This window comes from Streptomyces sp. NPDC050147, from assembly GCF_040660195.1.
Taxonomy (GTDB): Bacteria; Actinomycetota; Actinomycetes; order Streptomycetales; family Streptomycetaceae; genus Streptomyces.
The window spans coordinates 60,911-76,693 of the sequence record NZ_JBFALJ010000015.1 but is presented as its reverse complement, the minus strand read 5'-3'; the positions used below and the strand labels follow the sequence as shown (position 1 = coordinate 76,693).

The 15,783-nt window shown below is 71.6% G+C and carries 12 protein-coding genes and 1 pseudogene; 3 read left to right on the top strand and 10 right to left on the bottom strand.

Annotated elements, in window-relative coordinates; translation table 11 throughout:
* Window positions 1-110: 110 nt before the first annotated feature.
* Window positions 111-1,907 (top strand): acyl-CoA dehydrogenase, encoded by a 1,797-nt coding sequence (locus AB0I94_RS23175; protein ID WP_363311507.1) that lies wholly within the window; start codon window positions 111-113, stop codon window positions 1,905-1,907.
* Here AB0I94_RS23175 and AB0I94_RS23170 read toward each other — a convergent pair.
* The 3 genes and pseudogenes from AB0I94_RS23170 to AB0I94_RS23160 form a co-directional block, all read right to left on the bottom strand.
* Complete coding sequence (locus AB0I94_RS23170) at window positions 1,849-2,508, bottom strand: DUF6629 family protein (protein ID WP_363311506.1); 660 nt, start codon at window positions 2,506-2,508, stop codon at window positions 1,849-1,851. The genes AB0I94_RS23175 and AB0I94_RS23170 overlap by 59 nt on opposite strands.
* A 55-nt stretch (window positions 2,509-2,563) precedes the next feature.
* Window positions 2,564-2,788 (bottom strand): annotated as a pseudogene (locus AB0I94_RS23165) (BBE domain-containing protein); the annotation flags it as partial.
* A 263-nt stretch (window positions 2,789-3,051) separates the two neighbouring features.
* The gene (locus tag AB0I94_RS23160) at window positions 3,052-3,645 is read right to left on the bottom strand and encodes a hypothetical protein (protein ID WP_363311505.1); all 594 of its coding nucleotides are present in this window, start codon (window positions 3,643-3,645) and stop codon (window positions 3,052-3,054) included.
* A gap of 199 nt (window positions 3,646-3,844) precedes the next feature.
* Here AB0I94_RS23160 and AB0I94_RS23155 point away from each other — a divergent pair, with 199 nt between their 5' ends.
* Both AB0I94_RS23155 and AB0I94_RS23150 read left to right on the top strand, forming a co-directional pair.
* The gene (locus AB0I94_RS23155) at window positions 3,845-4,969 is read left to right on the top strand and encodes an NADH:flavin oxidoreductase (protein WP_363311504.1); all 1,125 of its coding nucleotides are present in this window, start codon (window positions 3,845-3,847) and stop codon (window positions 4,967-4,969) included.
* Window positions 4,970-5,053: 84 nt separating this feature from the next.
* Window positions 5,054-5,671, top strand: coding sequence for a CGNR zinc finger domain-containing protein (locus AB0I94_RS23150; protein ID WP_363311503.1), 618 nt, complete (start codon window positions 5,054-5,056; stop codon window positions 5,669-5,671).
* A gap of 6 nt (window positions 5,672-5,677) precedes the next feature.
* Here AB0I94_RS23150 and AB0I94_RS23145 read toward each other — a convergent pair whose 3' ends face one another.
* The 7 genes from AB0I94_RS23145 to AB0I94_RS23115 are packed head-to-tail and all read right to left on the bottom strand — an operon-like array spanning window position 5,678 to window position 15,666.
* Complete coding sequence (locus AB0I94_RS23145) at window positions 5,678-6,712, bottom strand: LacI family DNA-binding transcriptional regulator (protein ID WP_363311502.1); 1,035 nt, start codon at window positions 6,710-6,712, stop codon at window positions 5,678-5,680.
* 38 nt (window positions 6,713-6,750) lie between these two features.
* Complete coding sequence (locus AB0I94_RS23140) at window positions 6,751-7,611, bottom strand: ROK family protein (RefSeq protein ID WP_363311501.1); 861 nt, start codon at window positions 7,609-7,611, stop codon at window positions 6,751-6,753.
* Window positions 7,608-9,314 (bottom strand): hypothetical protein, encoded by a 1,707-nt coding sequence (locus AB0I94_RS23135; RefSeq protein ID WP_363311500.1) that lies wholly within the window; start codon window positions 9,312-9,314, stop codon window positions 7,608-7,610. Before AB0I94_RS23135 ends, AB0I94_RS23140 begins: the two co-directional genes overlap by 4 nt.
* A 36-nt stretch (window positions 9,315-9,350) precedes the next feature.
* Window positions 9,351-12,530 (bottom strand): alpha-mannosidase, encoded by a 3,180-nt coding sequence (locus tag AB0I94_RS23130; protein WP_363311499.1) that lies wholly within the window; start codon window positions 12,528-12,530, stop codon window positions 9,351-9,353.
* Window positions 12,531-12,554: 24 nt separating this feature from the next.
* On the bottom strand, window positions 12,555-13,367 hold the full coding sequence (locus tag AB0I94_RS23125) for a carbohydrate ABC transporter permease (protein ID WP_363311498.1): 813 nt from the start codon (window positions 13,365-13,367) through the stop codon (window positions 12,555-12,557).
* Window positions 13,368-13,378: 11 nt separating this feature from the next.
* Entirely contained in the window at window positions 13,379-14,362 is a 984-nt protein-coding gene (locus tag AB0I94_RS23120; protein ID WP_363311497.1) for a sugar ABC transporter permease, read from the bottom strand.
* On the bottom strand, window positions 14,359-15,666 hold the full coding sequence (locus tag AB0I94_RS23115) for an extracellular solute-binding protein (RefSeq protein ID WP_363311496.1): 1,308 nt from the start codon (window positions 15,664-15,666) through the stop codon (window positions 14,359-14,361). Before AB0I94_RS23115 ends, AB0I94_RS23120 begins: the two co-directional genes overlap by 4 nt.
* Window positions 15,667-15,783 lie beyond the last annotated feature (117 nt).

The following is a 15,783-nucleotide window of genomic DNA, read 5'->3' as shown; positions in this document are numbered from 1 at the left end:
GGCGCCAGGGGGCGGCCCTCGACAAACCCCATAAGCGACCGCTTAGTATCGGGGTCTGCGGGGCTTCCTGCCCCGGCATCGGTACCGCCGTCACCGCATGGAGAATCCGCATGGCATCCCTGCTCCTGTCCCGTCGTGACCTCGACTTCCTGCTGTACGAGTGGCTCGACGTGCCCGCGCTCACCGGTCGGGAGCGGTACGCGGACCACTCCCGCGAGACCTTCGACGCCGCCCTCGATCTGAGCGAGCAGATCGCCACGCGGCACTTCGCCCCGCACAACAAGAAGAACGACGCCCAAGAGCCCACCTTCGACGGGGAGCGGGTGCACATCATCCCCGAGGTCAAGGAGGCGCTGCGGGTCTTCGGGGACTCCGGGCTCCTGGCGAGCGCCATGGACCACGAGATCGGTGGCGGGCAGCTGCCGGCCGTGGTGGCGCAGGCCTGCTTCGCGTGGTTCCAGGCGGCGAACGTCGGCACGGCCGCGTACCCCTTCCTGACCATGGGCAACGCCAATCTGCTCCTCGCGCACGCCTCCAAGGAGCAGATCGACACCTACGTACGCCCCATGGTGGAGGGCCGCTTCCTGGGGACGATGTGCCTGTCGGAGCCGCAGGCCGGTTCCTCGCTCGCCGATGTGCGCACGCGAGCCGAGGCGCGCGATGACGGGACGTACCGCCTCTTCGGGAACAAGATGTGGATCTCCGGCGGCGAGCACGAGCTCTCGGAGAACATCGTGCATCTGGTGCTCGCCCGGATTCCGGGTGGCCCGCCCGGCGTGAAGGGCCTCTCGCTCTTCATCGTGCCCAAGGTCCTGGTCGGCGACGACGGCTCGCTCGGCGAGCGCAACGACGTCGTGCTCGCGGGCCTGAACCACAAGATGGGCTACCGAGGGACCACGAACACGCTGCTGAACTTCGGCGAGGGCGCGCACCGCCCCGGCGGTGAGCCGGGCGCGGTCGGCCACCTCGTCGGAGAGGCGAACCGCGGGCTCGCGTACATGTTCCACATGATGAACGAGGCCCGGATCGGCGTGGGCCTCGGCGCCACCGCGCTCGGCTACACCGGCTATCTGCACGCCCTGGACTACGCGCGCACGCGCCCGCAGGGCCGGCCGCTCGCCGCGAAGGACCCCGCGTCGGCGCAGATCCCGATCATCGAGCACGCCGACGTACGCCGTATGCTCCTCGCCCAGAAGGCTTATGTGGAGGGCGCGTTGGCGCTCAACCTGTACTGCGGGCGGCTGCTCGACGAGCAGCACACCGGCACATCGCCGCAGGAGCGCGACGAGGCCAAACTGCTGCTCGACGTGCTCACCCCGATCGCCAAGAGCTGGCCGTCGCAGTGGTGCCTGGAAGCCAACAATCTCGCGATCCAGGTGCACGGCGGCTACGGCTACACGCGCGAGTACAACGTCGAGCAGTTCTACCGCGACAACCGCCTCAACCCCATCCACGAGGGCACGCACGGCATCCACGGCCTCGATCTGCTCGGCCGCAAGGTGATCATGGAAGGCGGCGCGGGTCTTCGGCTGCTCGGCGAGCGCATCGCGCGTACGACCGCCCGCGCGTCGGAGGCAGGCGGTGACGCCGCGGTGTACGCGGCCTCGCTCGAAGCGTCCGTACAGCGTGTGGTGAGCGCGACCCGGCGGCTCTGGTCGACCGGTGACCCGCAGACGGCGCTCGCCAACGCGAGCGTCTACCTCGAAGCGGTCGGGCACGTGGTCGTCGCCTGGATGTGGCTGGAACAGTTGCTCGCGGCCGAACCCGGCACCGAGGACTTCCACGCGGGCAAGCGCGCCGCCTGCCGTTACTTCTTCCGCCATGAGCTGCCCAAGACGGACGCCCAGTTCACGCTCCTGGAGAGCCTGGACCGGACCGCCCTGGAACTGGACGAGAACGCCTTCTGACCCAGAAGTACAGGAACACCGAGCACACCGCCGCGAACGCGCACCACGTGGAGATGTACTCGCGCCGCCACAGCAGTACGCACACCGCCGCCCCGACGGCGACCAGGACGCCGAAGAGGATCAGGCCCCGGTCGCCGGAGAGGAGCAGGGAGCCGACGGTGGCGATCAGGTATCCGGCGATGATCAGCTCGGGCTCGGGCAGGCCGAGCGCGTATCCGACCGTGTGGCCGCGGATCTCGGCCGTCACGGTGCGCGTCGCCAGGCAGTAGGAGAGCGCCGCCGCCGTCGCGACGCCCGCCGCGAGGGGGATCAGCAGGCGGCGGCGGGCGCTCGGCGGGGCCGCGCACAGCACCGCCACGGGCAGCCACAGCGCGAGCAGCGGCATCGCGATCACGGCCCAGGCGACGGTGGCGGGCCCCGTGCCGCCGTCGCCCCGCCAGACCTCGGCCTCGATGATCTGATGGGCGCCGAGCAGCAGTGGCAGCGCGGCGATCGGCAGATCGCGCGGGCGGCCACCGCGAGCCGCGCGGGTCACGCAGGCGACCCCCACGGCGGCCACTCCCACGCCCGCCACGAGATCGGCCGTCGCGCTCCAGCACATGGCCGCCACGCTACGGCCGCCTCGGCCCGGGGGCCCGGCGGGCGGGCCGCCCGGGTTACGCGGGGCCGCGCGGGTCGGGATCGATGTTCTGGTTGAGACGGAAGACGTTGTCCGGGTCGTACGCGGCCTTGACCCGCGCAAGGCGTGCGTAGTTGTCGCGGTAGCTCGCCCGGACTCGCTCCTGCCCCTCCTCCATCATCATGTTCACGTAGGCGCCGCCCGCCGAGTACGGGTGCAGGGCGTCGAAGTAGTCGACGGTCCAGCGCTTGATGAGGTCGGCGGCTCACCGCGCTCAGGGTGCGCACCGCGTCGCGGGACAGCCGGGGCAGGGGGACGCGGTGCACGCGCGCGGCCCTCGACACCTGGCCGAGGAGATGCCGCAGGGGGTGTTCGCGGCTCAACTCGTCGTCGCGGAAGGTCAGCACAGAGACCGCGGGCATCCGGTCCACACGGCGTACCAGGAACCGCAGCACGTCGAGGGAGGCCTCGTCCGCCCAGTGCACGTCGCCACGGGGCTTTTCCGTCGCCCGCGGTGAGGTTCCGTCAGCCCTGGCCCGAGGCCCGCAGACGGCCGAGGACCAGCATCCCGCGCGGCGAGAGCCGGTACCCCGTCGCCAGGGACTCGGTGAGGCCGCGCTCTTTGAGCTTGCGCACGTCCGCCTTGAAGGGCAGCTTCTCCCTGCCGACCTGGGCGGCCAGCTCGGCCGCGCTCACGCACGGTTGGCCGGCGATCAGTTCGAGCACCTGTGTGGTCCATGGCCCGCGCCGGCTCCCGGCGTCCACGCGACCGAGCTCCGCGACGATCTCGTCCAGTCGGGCGGCGGACACGTCGGTGTCCTGTCGCAGCCGGATGCGCGGATCGTCACCGGCGAGGCGGACGCCGATGCGGTAGAGCCGTCGGTCCTCGCCCGGCCGCTGACCGGCGAGCAGCCGCTCCCGGTCGGCGAAGCCCGCCCTGCGCGCATCGCGGTCGGTGACCGCCGTCTCCGGCACCATCTCCACCTCGCCGATCACCAGCACACCGACTTCGGTACGCAGCTCGGTGCCGGGCCGCACGGCCGGCCTGCGCCAGCGCCGGAAGGCCAGATCGATCTCGCCGGACGCGATGCCGGTCAGTGCGTCACGCGTGAACAGCAACGTCGACTCCGATCATGGACGGTGATGCCCCCTGCCCGCCGGTCCCTGCCCGCCGGCCTCCGGTCTCCGCCCTCAGTTCTCAGCCGGGCACCTCCATTGTCGCCCCGTCCGACCCTCCCGCAAGCGACATGAGCAAAGCGCGTACGCTTACGTCATCGATCGCAGGAGATCGTTCCCTCATTCCCCGCCAGGAGGACGCATGACCTCGGCGTCGCAGACCGCGCGCACCCCCCAGACCCTCGACCGCCCCTTCAGCGTCGGCAGCCTCACCCTGCCCAACCGCATCGTGATGGCCCCCATGACCAGGGAGTTCTCACCGGGCGGCGTGCCGGGCGCGGACGTGGCGGAGTACTACGCCCGGCGGGCCGCCGCCGGTGTCGGCCTGATCATCACCGAGGGGACGTACGTCGACCACGCGTCGGCCGGTACGAGCGACCGGGTCCCGCGCTTCTACGGAGACGACGCCCTCGAAGGCTGGCGCAAGGTGGTCGACGCCGTGCACGGCGCGGGCGGGAAGATCATTCCTCAGCTGTGGCACGTCGGCATCACCCGCGACGAGGGCAAGGGCCCGGTGCCGTCCGCCCCCGCGGCGGGCCCCTCCGGGATCGACCTCGACGGTCAGCCGAAGGGCAGCGCCCTGACGGCCGAGGACCTCGCCGACGTGATCCGGGCGTTCGCCGACGCCGCGGCCGCCGCCGAGCGCATCGGGTTCGACGGCGTGGAACTGCACGGCGCGCACGGCTACTTGATCGACCAGTTCCTCTGGGAGCGCACGAACCGGCGTACGGACGGCTACGGCGGCGACATCGAGGCCCGCACCCGTTTCGCCGCCGAGCTCGTCGCGGCCGTGCGCGCGGCCGTCTCGCCCGACTTCCCGATTTTCTTCCGACTTTCGCAGTGGAAGGCCGGCAGCTACGACGCGCGGCTCGCCCACTCCCCCGAGGAGCTGGAGCGCCTGCTCACACCGCTGGTGAACGCGGGCGTCGACGTACTGCACGCCTCCACGCGCCGCTACTGGCTGCCGGAGTTCGAAGGCAGCGACCTCAACCTCGCGGGCTGGGTCAAGAAGGTGTCCGGCAAGCCCGTGGTCACCGTCGGCTCGGTCGGCCTCGACCAGGAGTTCATCGGGCCCAAGGGCTGGGCGGCGCCGTCCGCGTCGACGGGCATCGAGCCGCTGGTCGAGCGCCTGGAGCGGGACGAGTTCGACCTGGTGGCGGTGGGGCGCGCCCTCATAGCCGATCCGGAGTGGGCGGCCAAGGCCCTGGAGAGCCGGCTCGCCGACGCGCTGCCGTTCGACAAGTCGCTGCTGAAGAGCCTGGTCTGAGCCCACGGCCATGAACACAGCAGGTGGGGCGACAGCAGCTAAGGCCATACGCTGCTGTCGCCCCGGGTCGCGTACGATATGCGCATGACCTGGCCTGCCACCGAGCGCTACTTCCCCACCGCCGTTCCCGGCGGCCTGGGGCTCGTGCAGGACATCCTGAACACCGCACCGACCGGCCACGCCCCGGAGGCCGATCTGCTCGGGGACGTGGCCGCCGCGCAGGACTGGGTGTCCGTCGCGCTGCCCACCTGGGCCGGGAAGACGGGGCGCTCGGCGGTGCGGCTCACCCTCACCGAAGAGGACTTGCCCAAGCTGCGGCAGCTGCGCGAACAGCTGCGCCGGGCGCTGCTCTCCCGGTGCGGCACGACCAGCGGCGAGACCGCACGCTTCACCTCATGCGCCCTCCAGGTCAACCTGCACGGCGACGCCGCCCTGACCACCGAGCCGGAGGGCGAGGGCTGGCGCTGGCTGACGTCAGCCGTGCTGTGCGAGGCGCTGCTCGCGCAGACCACCGGAGAGTGGCGGCGCCTGAAGATCTGCCGCAACGAACGCTGCGCCACGGCGTTCTACGACCGCTCCCGCAACAACAGCGGGGTCTGGCACTCCACCCGCGACTGCGGGAACGCCGCGAACCTGCGAGCTTCGCGCCAACGCCGCCGCGCGGGCGCCGAGACGGAGGCGGCACCGGGCGGTCAGCCGTAGCGTCCGTCAACTGCCGTACTCCACCAGGCTGGTGGGTGTCACGACGCGCCGCGCCGGACCCGGCGCCGGCTCCCTCGCCGAGTTCGATTCCCTCCCCCGCATCCGGTCGGCGAGGAGCCTGCCCGCCACCCGGCCGAGTTCGTCGCTGTCGTACGCGACGAGGGTGAGCGGCAGCCCGAGCGCGTCGGCCAGTTCGAAGTCGTCGAAGCCCGCGAGCGCGGTGTCGGTGCCGGACGCGCGCAGCGCGCGGAACGCACCGATCGTGTTGCGGTTGTTGGAGCAGAACAGCGCGGTGGGCGGCTCGGGCAGCGCCAGGAGCCCGGCTGCGGCGCGCCGGGCCTCGCGCGGTTCGGTCTGTCCTTGCCGTACGTAGTCCTCGTCGAAGGGGATGCCATGCGCGGCGAGGGCGGCGGCGTACCCGCGCAGGCGCTCGGTGCCGGTGTAGACGGCGGGCGGTGAGCCGAGGAAGCCGATCCGGCGGTGGCCCCGGGAGATCAGCCGGGCGGTGGCGGCGCGCGCACCGCCGAAGTCGTCGACCAGGACGCAGTCGGCCTCGAACCCTTCGGGCGGCCTGCTGGCGAGCACCACGGGTACGCCGTCGGCGGCCGCGGCTGCGAGATGGCGCTGATCGGCCGCGGCGGGGACGGCGATGATGCCGTCGACGCGGCGAGCCACCAGGTCGGCGACGAGTTCGCGCTCGCTGTCCAGGTCCTGGCCGGTGTTCCCGATGACGGTCTTGAAGCCCTCGCCCGCGATGACGGAGTCCACCCCGAGGGCGAACCGCGAGTAGAAGGGGTTGGCCAGATTCGTGACGACGAGTCCGACCAGTCCTGTGCCACGTCCCAGGCGCAGGCTGCGGGCCACTTCGTTGGGCCGGTAGCCGAGCTCCGCCGCCGCGGCGCGGATGCGTTCCCGGGTGGACGGGAGCACACGCGGGTCGTCGCGCAGGGCCCTGGAGGCGGTCATCGCACTGACGCCCACCCGTTCGGCGACGTCCCGCAGCGTAGCCGCACCCTCCATGGGGGGACGCGGTTCGGGCATCGTCATAGGTGTCCTTTCCCGGGGATCGCGGGCTCGCCTCACCGCCCGGCGGCCCTCACATACTCGGCCGTCCCGATCAGCGCCGCGTCCGCGCCCAGCGTGCCGGGGCACGGCATCACCGGAGTATCCCCGAAGCCGGTGCGCAGGGCCGGGCCGACCAGGTCCCAGGACAGCGCGACGGCTCCGCCGACGACGACCGCCGTGGCGCCGAAGTCCCGTACGCACGGGGCGAGGACAGTACCGAGGGCGGCGAGGGCCTCGTCAAGGACCTGTGCGGCCCACGGCTCGCCCTCCCTCGCGCGGACGGCGATGTCCCGCACGTCCACGCCATGGTCGCCGCCGTAGCGGGCGAGGATCGCCCGCCGCGAGACGGTGTGCTCCAGCGGCGCGCCGGACCAGCGCAGCAGGTCGACGCGGCCCTCGGGCGGCACTCCCGGGCCCTCCCGGCACATCACGCCGTCGGCGAGGAACGCCGAACCCACCCCCGTCCCCAGGGTGATCCCCACACAGCGCCGATGGCCGGCCGCGGCTCCCGCGCTCCACTCCCCGAGCAGGAACGCGTGCGCGTCGTTCAGGAACACCACGTCCGCGGGTCTCGGCCACACTCCGTCGAGCAGCACCGAGCGCACGTCGATGCCGTACAGGTCGTCGAACTTGCCCACGCCCTCGAAACGGGCGATCCCCTTCTCGTGGTCGAAGGGCCCAGGAACGGCCGCGCCCCACACCTGCCCCGCGGGCACCTGGAGATCCCCGGCACAGCGCACGACCGTGCCGAGTATGTGCTCGGTGTCGCCCCGCGCGTCGAGCGGCCGCCGGACGCGGCGGCTCACCCGCGTGCGCGACGGGTCCACCAGGGCGGCGGTGACATGGGTGCCGCCGATCTCCAGGACGGCTCTCACGGGCGCCCCGCGCCCGCGGCACGGCGGTCCCGCACGAGCGCCTTCACCACCTTCGCCGGGCCCCGCGCCTGAAGGCGGTATCCGCCGACCGCCGCGGGCACCGTCAACGTCTCCGCGTACGCCAGTGTGTGCCGCTCCCCCGCCGAAGTCCGTACGGTGACCGCGTCCCCCTCCACCACGTTCAGGACGTGGAACCGTCCCGCCGTGTCGTCCGCTGCGACGGCGCCCGCGTCGAGCGTGTAGCGCCGCACCTCGTAGAACATCTCGTCCAGGGCGCCGAGCAGTTCCTCGCGCCAGCCGTCCCCGCGCCGCAGGACGTACGGCTCCTGCACCAGGTCGCGTGTCACGGCGTCGCCGCGCCGCCGCGTCTCCAGGTTGGCCAGGCCGTGTTTATAGGGCAGGGGGCGCGGGTTGCCGTCGGCGTCCGGCCGCAGCCAGTCGTAGAAGCGCAGGCTGTAGAGGTACGGCGTCGCGCTGATCTCAAGCACCAGGTTCCCGGCGCCACTCGCGTGCGGGGTGCCTGCCGGGATCATGAAGAGCCTGCCCTGTTCGGCGGGGAACGTCATGACGTGGTCCGCGGGGTCCATCGGCACCCCGTCGTGGGCCGCTTCCTCGATCTCCTTGCGGAAGAGGCCGAGGTCGGCGTCCTCGCGCAGGCCCAGATAGACACGCGTGTCCGCGCTGCCGAGCGTCATGTAGTACGTCTCGTGCTGCGTGTAGTGCCAGCCGAACCGCTCCCGCATGTACGGCTCCTTGGGGTGGCAGTGCACCGACAGGTTGCCGCCGCCCACGGTGTCCAGGTAGTCGAAGCGGATCGGGAAGGACGTGCCGAAGCGGGCGTGCGCCTCCGGTCCGAGCACCTCCTCGGGGTGCAGGACGCACAGGAGCTGGAAGGGGACCTCCGCCTGCACTTCGGGGCCGTCCCCGATGAGGATGCCCGACTCCGGAGCGATGAGTTCGTAGCCGAGGGCGGTGTTGCGCGCACCGGGGTTGAACCCGAGCGCCCGCTGCGCCCAATGCCCGCCCCAGGGGGTGGAGTTGAAGAACGGCCTGGTGCGCACGGGGCGCCGCGCGAGCTCGGCGTAGCTGGCCCGGAGGCCTTCCCCGTCGAGGAACACCGGCCGCCCGGGGTCCTGCACGTCCACCCAGCCGTCGAGCCGACCGGCGAGCGCGTCACGGTGGCGGTCCAGCATCGGCCAGTCCACGTAGAAGAGCCGCTTCAACTCCGCCCGTTCGCGCGGCAGTCCGAGGTTCCTCCCTTCCCCGGCCGCCACCGCGGACTCCGCGTACCGCTTGGGCAGGTCGGCGTACCAGAGCACGTCGTGCAGGACCAGCGAGGCACCGGGGCCGTACACGAGCAGCAGCCCCTCCAGGTCGCCGTCGTCCTGTGGGAGCTCGTCGAACAGGTCGGCGAGGGGGTTCTCCGCGAGCTTGCAGTAGGAGGGGTCGTCGGTGTCCGGTGCGCTCATGGTGCGGCGCCGCACGTCGGCCGGGGGCGCGTAGCGCGTACGGATGTCGAGGGTGCGTACGGGCAGGGGGCATGCGGCGGTGAGCCGCGCCGCGATGGTCTCCCAGTCGGCGGCCGGTGGCCCCTCGACGGCCACGACAGCGGGGTCGGACGGCAGTTGGGCGGCTACGGCCTCCCAGCCGCCGGTCAGTACGGTCCCCGGTGCCGGGGGGTAACGCGGGTCGAGCCGGTACACGCGTGCTCCTTCGTGCGGGGTTCTTTCTGCGGGGCTTCAGGGACGTGTCAACAGCACCGCGGTCGTGCCGAGGGCAGGTATGTCGACGGACAACGTGCCGTCTGTAAGCGCCAGTTCACCGCTTGCCGTGCCCAGGTAGTCCGCGCCGCGCGCCGCCGCGACCGGAAAGTGGATCCGTACCGGACAGGCCACCGGCTCCTCCGCGAAGGACTGCAGCCGGAGCAGGACCTCTCGGGGCCCCGGTGTGGTGAAGCCGACCAGGCGGACCCGCGCGTCCCCGAGGTCGACGAAGGCGAGTGACGCCTGCTCGCCGCCCTGTCCGCCGCCCTCGGCTCCCCTGGCCCGCACGGCCCGTAGCGGGCGGCTCCATGCCGCCGCCGTCCGAGGGCCGAGCCCGTCGGCCGTCGGGCCGCAGGCCAGGCTGTAGCGGTAGGTGAACTCGAAGCCCTGCTCGCTGGGGAAGTTGGTGTCCCACAGGTTGTTGTGGATCCAGGAGAAGACGGTGGCGGGCTCGTCGTGGCCCATGGTCTTGGGGAAGGGCGCGTACGGCAGCGCGATGTTGCCGAACTGCACGAGCGGCGCGTCCTGGGTGGACCAGGCCACCGCGAGCCCGTCGTCGGCGAGGGTCACCCAACGGCGCACGGCCCGCATGTGCGGGGCGGAACCCGGGACCACGGGAAGGGTGTTGCCCGTCAGGCCCCCGGAGGCCTCCATGCGGACGACCGGCTCGTCGAAGGCGAAGGGGAACGCGAAGTAGGCGCTCTCCTTGCGCAGCGTCGCGTCCTTGTCGAGGCGGTTCTCGATGTCGAGACGTGGCACGCCGACGGGCAGGGTGAGGGTGGTGCGCAGCCGGTTGGCTCCGGCCGGACGGGTCTCGTACGTGATCGATTCCGTCGTCGCGGTCGAGCGGCGGGCGATCAGCGCGGCGGGCGGGGCTACGGCGCGGTCGCCGAGGTGTTCGAGCCGGTCGGACGCCGTCGTACGGCTGGAGTTGTGGTTGAAGGCGCCGGCGGTGGTGTAGCTGTCGTGGATGTAGCCGTTGAAGCCCACGGTCGCGTCCGGGCGGACGAGTTCGCGGCCGGTCGCCTTGTCGATGACGGAGGCGACGCAGGCGTGGGCCAGGTCCACGCGGACGGCGAGGTGCTCGTTCTCCAGGAGCGTCGGTTCCACGCGGGCGTGCGCCTCGGCCGCGCTCTGCGCGGGGTCCTCGCGCTCGGTGCCGCCGGTGGGGTTCCAGCCGGTGGCGGCCTTCACGACCGTGGTCGCCGTCCGGTCGCCGTAACGTGCCGCGGCGGCGGTGATGTCCAGGCGCACCGACCCCGCCGGCGGCACCTGGTCCACGCGCACCACCAGGAACCGTCCGGCGTCCCGGTGTTCGTCGTTGGTCTGCGGCTCCTCCTCGTGGGCGATCCGGCGACCGCTGCGCGCGTCGTGCACGGCCACCGGCTGCTCGAGCGGCACGCTGCTCTCGGGCAGGAAGATCCGTACGACGTCCGTGCGCGGCCAGGAGCAGGTGTTGATCACGTGGTAGGTGGCCGCCGCGCCCGGCGCCACCGCCAGCCGCTGCCCGAGGCGGGCGCTCGCCCTGCCGAGCAGCGCGTTCCCGTCGTCGTGCGCGCGCATCGCCTGTCCGTACTTCCAGTGCCACTGGTGTTCACCGCAGTGGCCGCCCTCGTCACCATGGGTCCACGGGTCGCCGGCGCCCCAGGTGTGCTCGTCGAAGAGCGACACCGCCTCGTAGACCCCGGCCGCGTCCGTGCTGTCTTCCTCCGCCCCCGTGGCGCCGAGGAGTCCTGCGAACGTGCCGATGGTCTGGGCGTCGGCGACCACGGACTGGGCGGTGCGGGCCAGGGACAGCGGTCGCGCGCCGGAGCCGACTCCGTCGACCCACCAGTCGGTCCAGTCGCCTTCGAACGTCTGGATGGCGTCGCCGAGCCTGGCCTCGGCGTCGGTGAAGAAGTCCTCGTTGCGGGAGAGCCGCAGCCGGGGGAAGGCCCAGGTCTCGTTCCAGCGGCGGACGGTGTCGGCGATGACGCGGCGGGGCGGCGCGTTGTCGCCGAACTTGCCCTGGACGCGCAGGTGGAGCACGTCCCAGGGGTAGGGCTCGCGCTTGACCTCGGCCTGGTCCATGGCCCAGCCGAAGATGCCGCCGCGGTAGGGGTACGGGTTCGTGGCCAGGGAGGTCAGATAGGCGGGCAGCAGGTCGTCGACGTCCGCGTAACGCGTGTCGAAGCCGAGCAGCGGGCCCTCCATGTAGGCGAGGCCGTGCGGGGTGTCGGTGACCCAGACGAGGACGCTGTTGCCGCTGGGGGCGCGCCATCGGAAGAGGCGGGGGAGCTTCTCGCCGCCGACCAGGTGGGGCACGGAGCGTCCCGCCCAATTGTGCGCCACCGACAGGTACTTGACTCCGGCGGCGGCCAGCGCGTCGACCAGGCCGACGACCGCCCCCGGCACGTCGGTCTGCATGGCGGAGGTGAACGTGACGCCGTGCCGGTCGCGGACGTCGTGCGCGAGCCGGAGCAGTTCGTGCAGTTCGTCCGTGGAGCAGGTCTCGGTGTGCAGGTTGAACGGCAGCGCGGTCAGCTCGATACGTCCCTCACGCACGCGGCGCACGAACTCCTCGACCTGCTCGGCGGGGCGGGCGTCGGCCCACTGCCGAAATGACCACAGCGACTCGACGCACCACCGGAAGCGGGATTCGGCGGGCCAGTCGTCGGTGGCCCGGATCAGCTCGAGGCAGGAGTCGAGGAAGGAGAGGTGCTCGGCGAGGACATGGCCCTGGGGGTCGGTGTAGCCGATGTCGAGGTGGGAGTGGTGGATCAGGTGCAGGGTCCACCGGCGCTGCGGGGTGAGCCGTACGTCGACGCCTTCGGCGCTGTCCGGCAGGCAGAGCGTGAGGCGGGTCTCGGTGTCGACGGCGGGCACCATGAGGCGTACGGAGCCGCCGGGACCGGCGAGCCGCTCGACGGGCAGTGCGGCCCCGGACGCGGTACGGACGGTGAACTGGGCGGGCAGGGGCGACCCGTTGACCGCTTCGACCCGCAGTGACTGCGTGAGACCGTCGCCGTCCGTCGCCCTGCGCAGCAGCGGCTCCTGCGTCACTCTCAGGGCGCTGCCGCCGAGGCTGCCTTCCGCGGTGATGACGCAGGAGCGCAGGCTGTCGCGTATCCGGTCGTTGTCCCAGTCGGTGGTGCGGACGAGGGCCCGTGTCGTCATGCGGTTCTCCCGGGGAGGGGCGGGTCAGCGGGCGGAGGCGGTGACGCCGCGCAGGAACAGGCCGCGGAACACCAGGAAGAGGAGGAGCGTGGGTACGGAGACGATCAGCGCGCCGGCCAGGATGACGGGCGGCCCTGTCGAGGCGTAGGCGTTGTTGAGGGTGGTCAGGGCCGCCATCACCGGCTGGACGTCGGGGCTGCGGCTGAGCGTGATGCCCAGCAGCAGGTCGTTCCAGACGGCCGTGAACTGGAAGAGGAACGCCGCGCCGAGCCCCGCCTTCATCAGTGGTACGTGGATGCGCCAGAAGATCCGCCGGAAGGACGCGCCGTCGATGAGCGCCGCCTCGGTCAACTCGGGCGGCATGGTGGTCATCTGATTGCGGATCAGGAAGAACGCGAACGGCACCGCCCACGCGGAGTAGATCAGCATGAGCCCGAGCCGCGTGTCGTACAGGTTGGTGTCCGCGTACAGGCCGAAGAGCGGTGCGAGGAACATCTGCAGCGGGAAGAGCGTGCCGGAGTAGATCAGCCAGAACCAGAACGCGGGCCTGGGGATGGGCAGGACGACGACGGCGAACGCCGCCATGGCCGCGACGAGGACCGCGGCCAGGCCGCACACCACGGCGTAGAGCAGCGAGGCCTGGAAGCTGTCGCCGATGCCCGCGACGTTCCAGGCGGTCTTGATGTTCACGACGAGGTCGAAGCCCTGGACGGTCCAGTCGGGCCTGCCCGTGTACTCGGCCGCGGGCGTCAGCGCGTTGACCACGAGGAGATACAGCGGGATGAGCCAGAGCAGCACGCATCCGGCGACGAAGAGATGGCGCACGGTGCGACCCATGGGGAGCCTCCTCAAGCCTTGGCGGTGGCGGCGCGCGAGTCGGCCTCGGGCATCTGGCGGCGCAGGTACATCCAGGAGGAGGCGACGACGATCACCGAGAGGACGAGGGCGATCGCGGAGCCGTAGCCGATGTGGAAGAGCCGGAACGCCTCGCGGTACATGCTCAGGGCGAGGGTCTCGGAGGAGCGGGAGGGGCCGCCCTTGGTGAGGATCCAGATCATGTCGAACGCCTTGAGACTGTTCACGACGGCCATCCCGACCACGACGACCGTCACCGCCCGCAGCTGGGGCAGCGTGACGTACCGGAACATCCGCCAGCCGCTCGCGCCGTCCAGCCGCGCGGCTTCGACGGTGTCTCGGGGGATGGCCCGCAGTCCTATCGCGAAGAGGACGACGTTGAGCCCGGTGGCCTGCCAGGTACTGGCGACGATCATCGAGAGGGTGTTCTGCGGCCATTCCATGAGCCAGGTCTGCGCCCATGAGTCGAGGCCGATTGCGCGCAGCACCTGGTTGACCGCGCCGTCGGACGTCAGCATGAAGTTCCACAGGACCGCCGTGGCGGCGGCGGAGATGGCGTACGGCAGCACGATCACCAGTTGGGCGATGGAGCCGAAGCGCATCCCGTGCGTGGCGACGGCGATGAGCAGGCCCGCCAGGACGGGCAGGAGCAGGGTTCCGGCCACCCACATCAGGGTGTTGAGCAGCGACCGGCCGAAGACGGGGTCGTCGGCGAGCCGTGCGTAGTTGTCGAGTCCGGTGAAACTGCTCGTGAAGCCGTTGTCGTCGAAGAAGCTGTCGTAGACGCTGCGGAAGAAGGGATAGACGAGCAGTACGCCGACGAAGGCGAAGGCGGGCAGCGCCCAGGGCAGTGCGGTGAGCGGGCCTCCGAGCCTGCCGTTGCCGCGGGCGGCCTGGTGCGGGGTGCGGGACCGGACGCGGCGGCGCGGGCGTACGGGCTTCGCGGTGTGCGGGGCGTGGGACGCGGTCCCGGTCATGTCTCCTCCGCCTCCCGCCATACCCGCCATGCCTCGTCCGCGCGGTCCTGCATGGTCCGAAGTGTCTTGCGCGCCGACGAGGGGTTCAGCAGGAACCCGGCGAGGTCGTCGACGGTCGCCTCGACCAGCTCGGGCGGGCCCTGTTCCCAGAAGCGGTTGAGCAGCCAGAGCCTGTCTCCCCGCACCTTCTTCGCCAGGCCCGCGATCACCGGGTTCGGGGGCTCGACCTCGGGGTTGGGGCAACCGTCCTGGAGGCTGTGCGAGAAGGCCTTCATGACGGCGGGGTGAAGCCAGTGGCCGGCCGCCTTCAGCGCCTCTTGTCTGTCGGGCCCTTTGACGGTGGCGACCAGGGCGCTGGACTCGAAGATCACGCAGGGGCGGGCCTTCGGGTCCGCCATGGGCAGCACGAAGGCCCCGAGGTTCTTGCCCGGCTTCGCGCCCGCGCCCACGAGGGTCGAGCCGAGCCAGGTGCCGCAGGGCACCATCCCGACCTTGCCGTGCACGACGGCCGCGGCGGCGTCGGCGTGGCTCATGTCCATGGGGGTGAACCAGTCCTTGTCGAAGAAGGACTCCAGGGTGCGCAGGGCGCGTTCGGCGCGCGGGTCGGTGTAGCGTTCGCGGCCGTTCATCAAGTCCTCGTAGAACCGCGGGTCTTGGCGGCTGAGGATCTCCTGGAACCAGATGAAGGAGGGCCAGCGGTCGGCCGCCGAGCCGTGCAGCGGAGTGATCCCGCTCTTCTTGAGCCGCTCGCAGGTCGTGAGGAACTCGTCCCAGGTCTCGGGTGCTTGGAGGCGATGTTCCTCGAACACCTCGATGTTGTGGAAGAACACCCAGTACGCGAGGTTCATCGGCAGGCCGTAGACCCGCCCCCGGTAGGTGAACGCCTCCCGTAACGAGGCGTCGACGTGGCCTCTGCCGACGGCGCTGTCCCACTGCCGGGTCAGGTCGACGATGCCGCCGGTGCGGGCGAGGTCCTGGAGCCGGTAGCCCGACCAGTACTTGAGCATGTCCGGCGTCTTGCTGGTGCGCAGCGAGGACTTGACGACCTGCTCGAACGACTCCAGGGACGGATTGACCTCGGGTACCAGCCGCAGCCCCGCCGTCGCCTTCATCGCGGCCCCCGCGGCGGCCATCGGCTTCTCCCAGGCGGCGCTGTCACCGAGCACGGCGACCTCGCCGGGAGGCTGCCCGTCGGCGGTTCCGCAGGCCGTGGCGAGGGCTCCCGCGGCGGCCGCGGCGAGGAGGGCCCGACGGTCGAGCGAGGCACCTGGCGCCGCACGAAGGAGGTGACGACTACCTGACATGGGCGGCTCCCCCAGGTGTGTCCCAGCCCGGTGTTAGCGTTAACACGGGCGTGATGGAGCTTCTCTGCGCCCGGTTGGGATGTCAATGGTTCGCGCAGGGGCAGGGCGCGGGCGGCG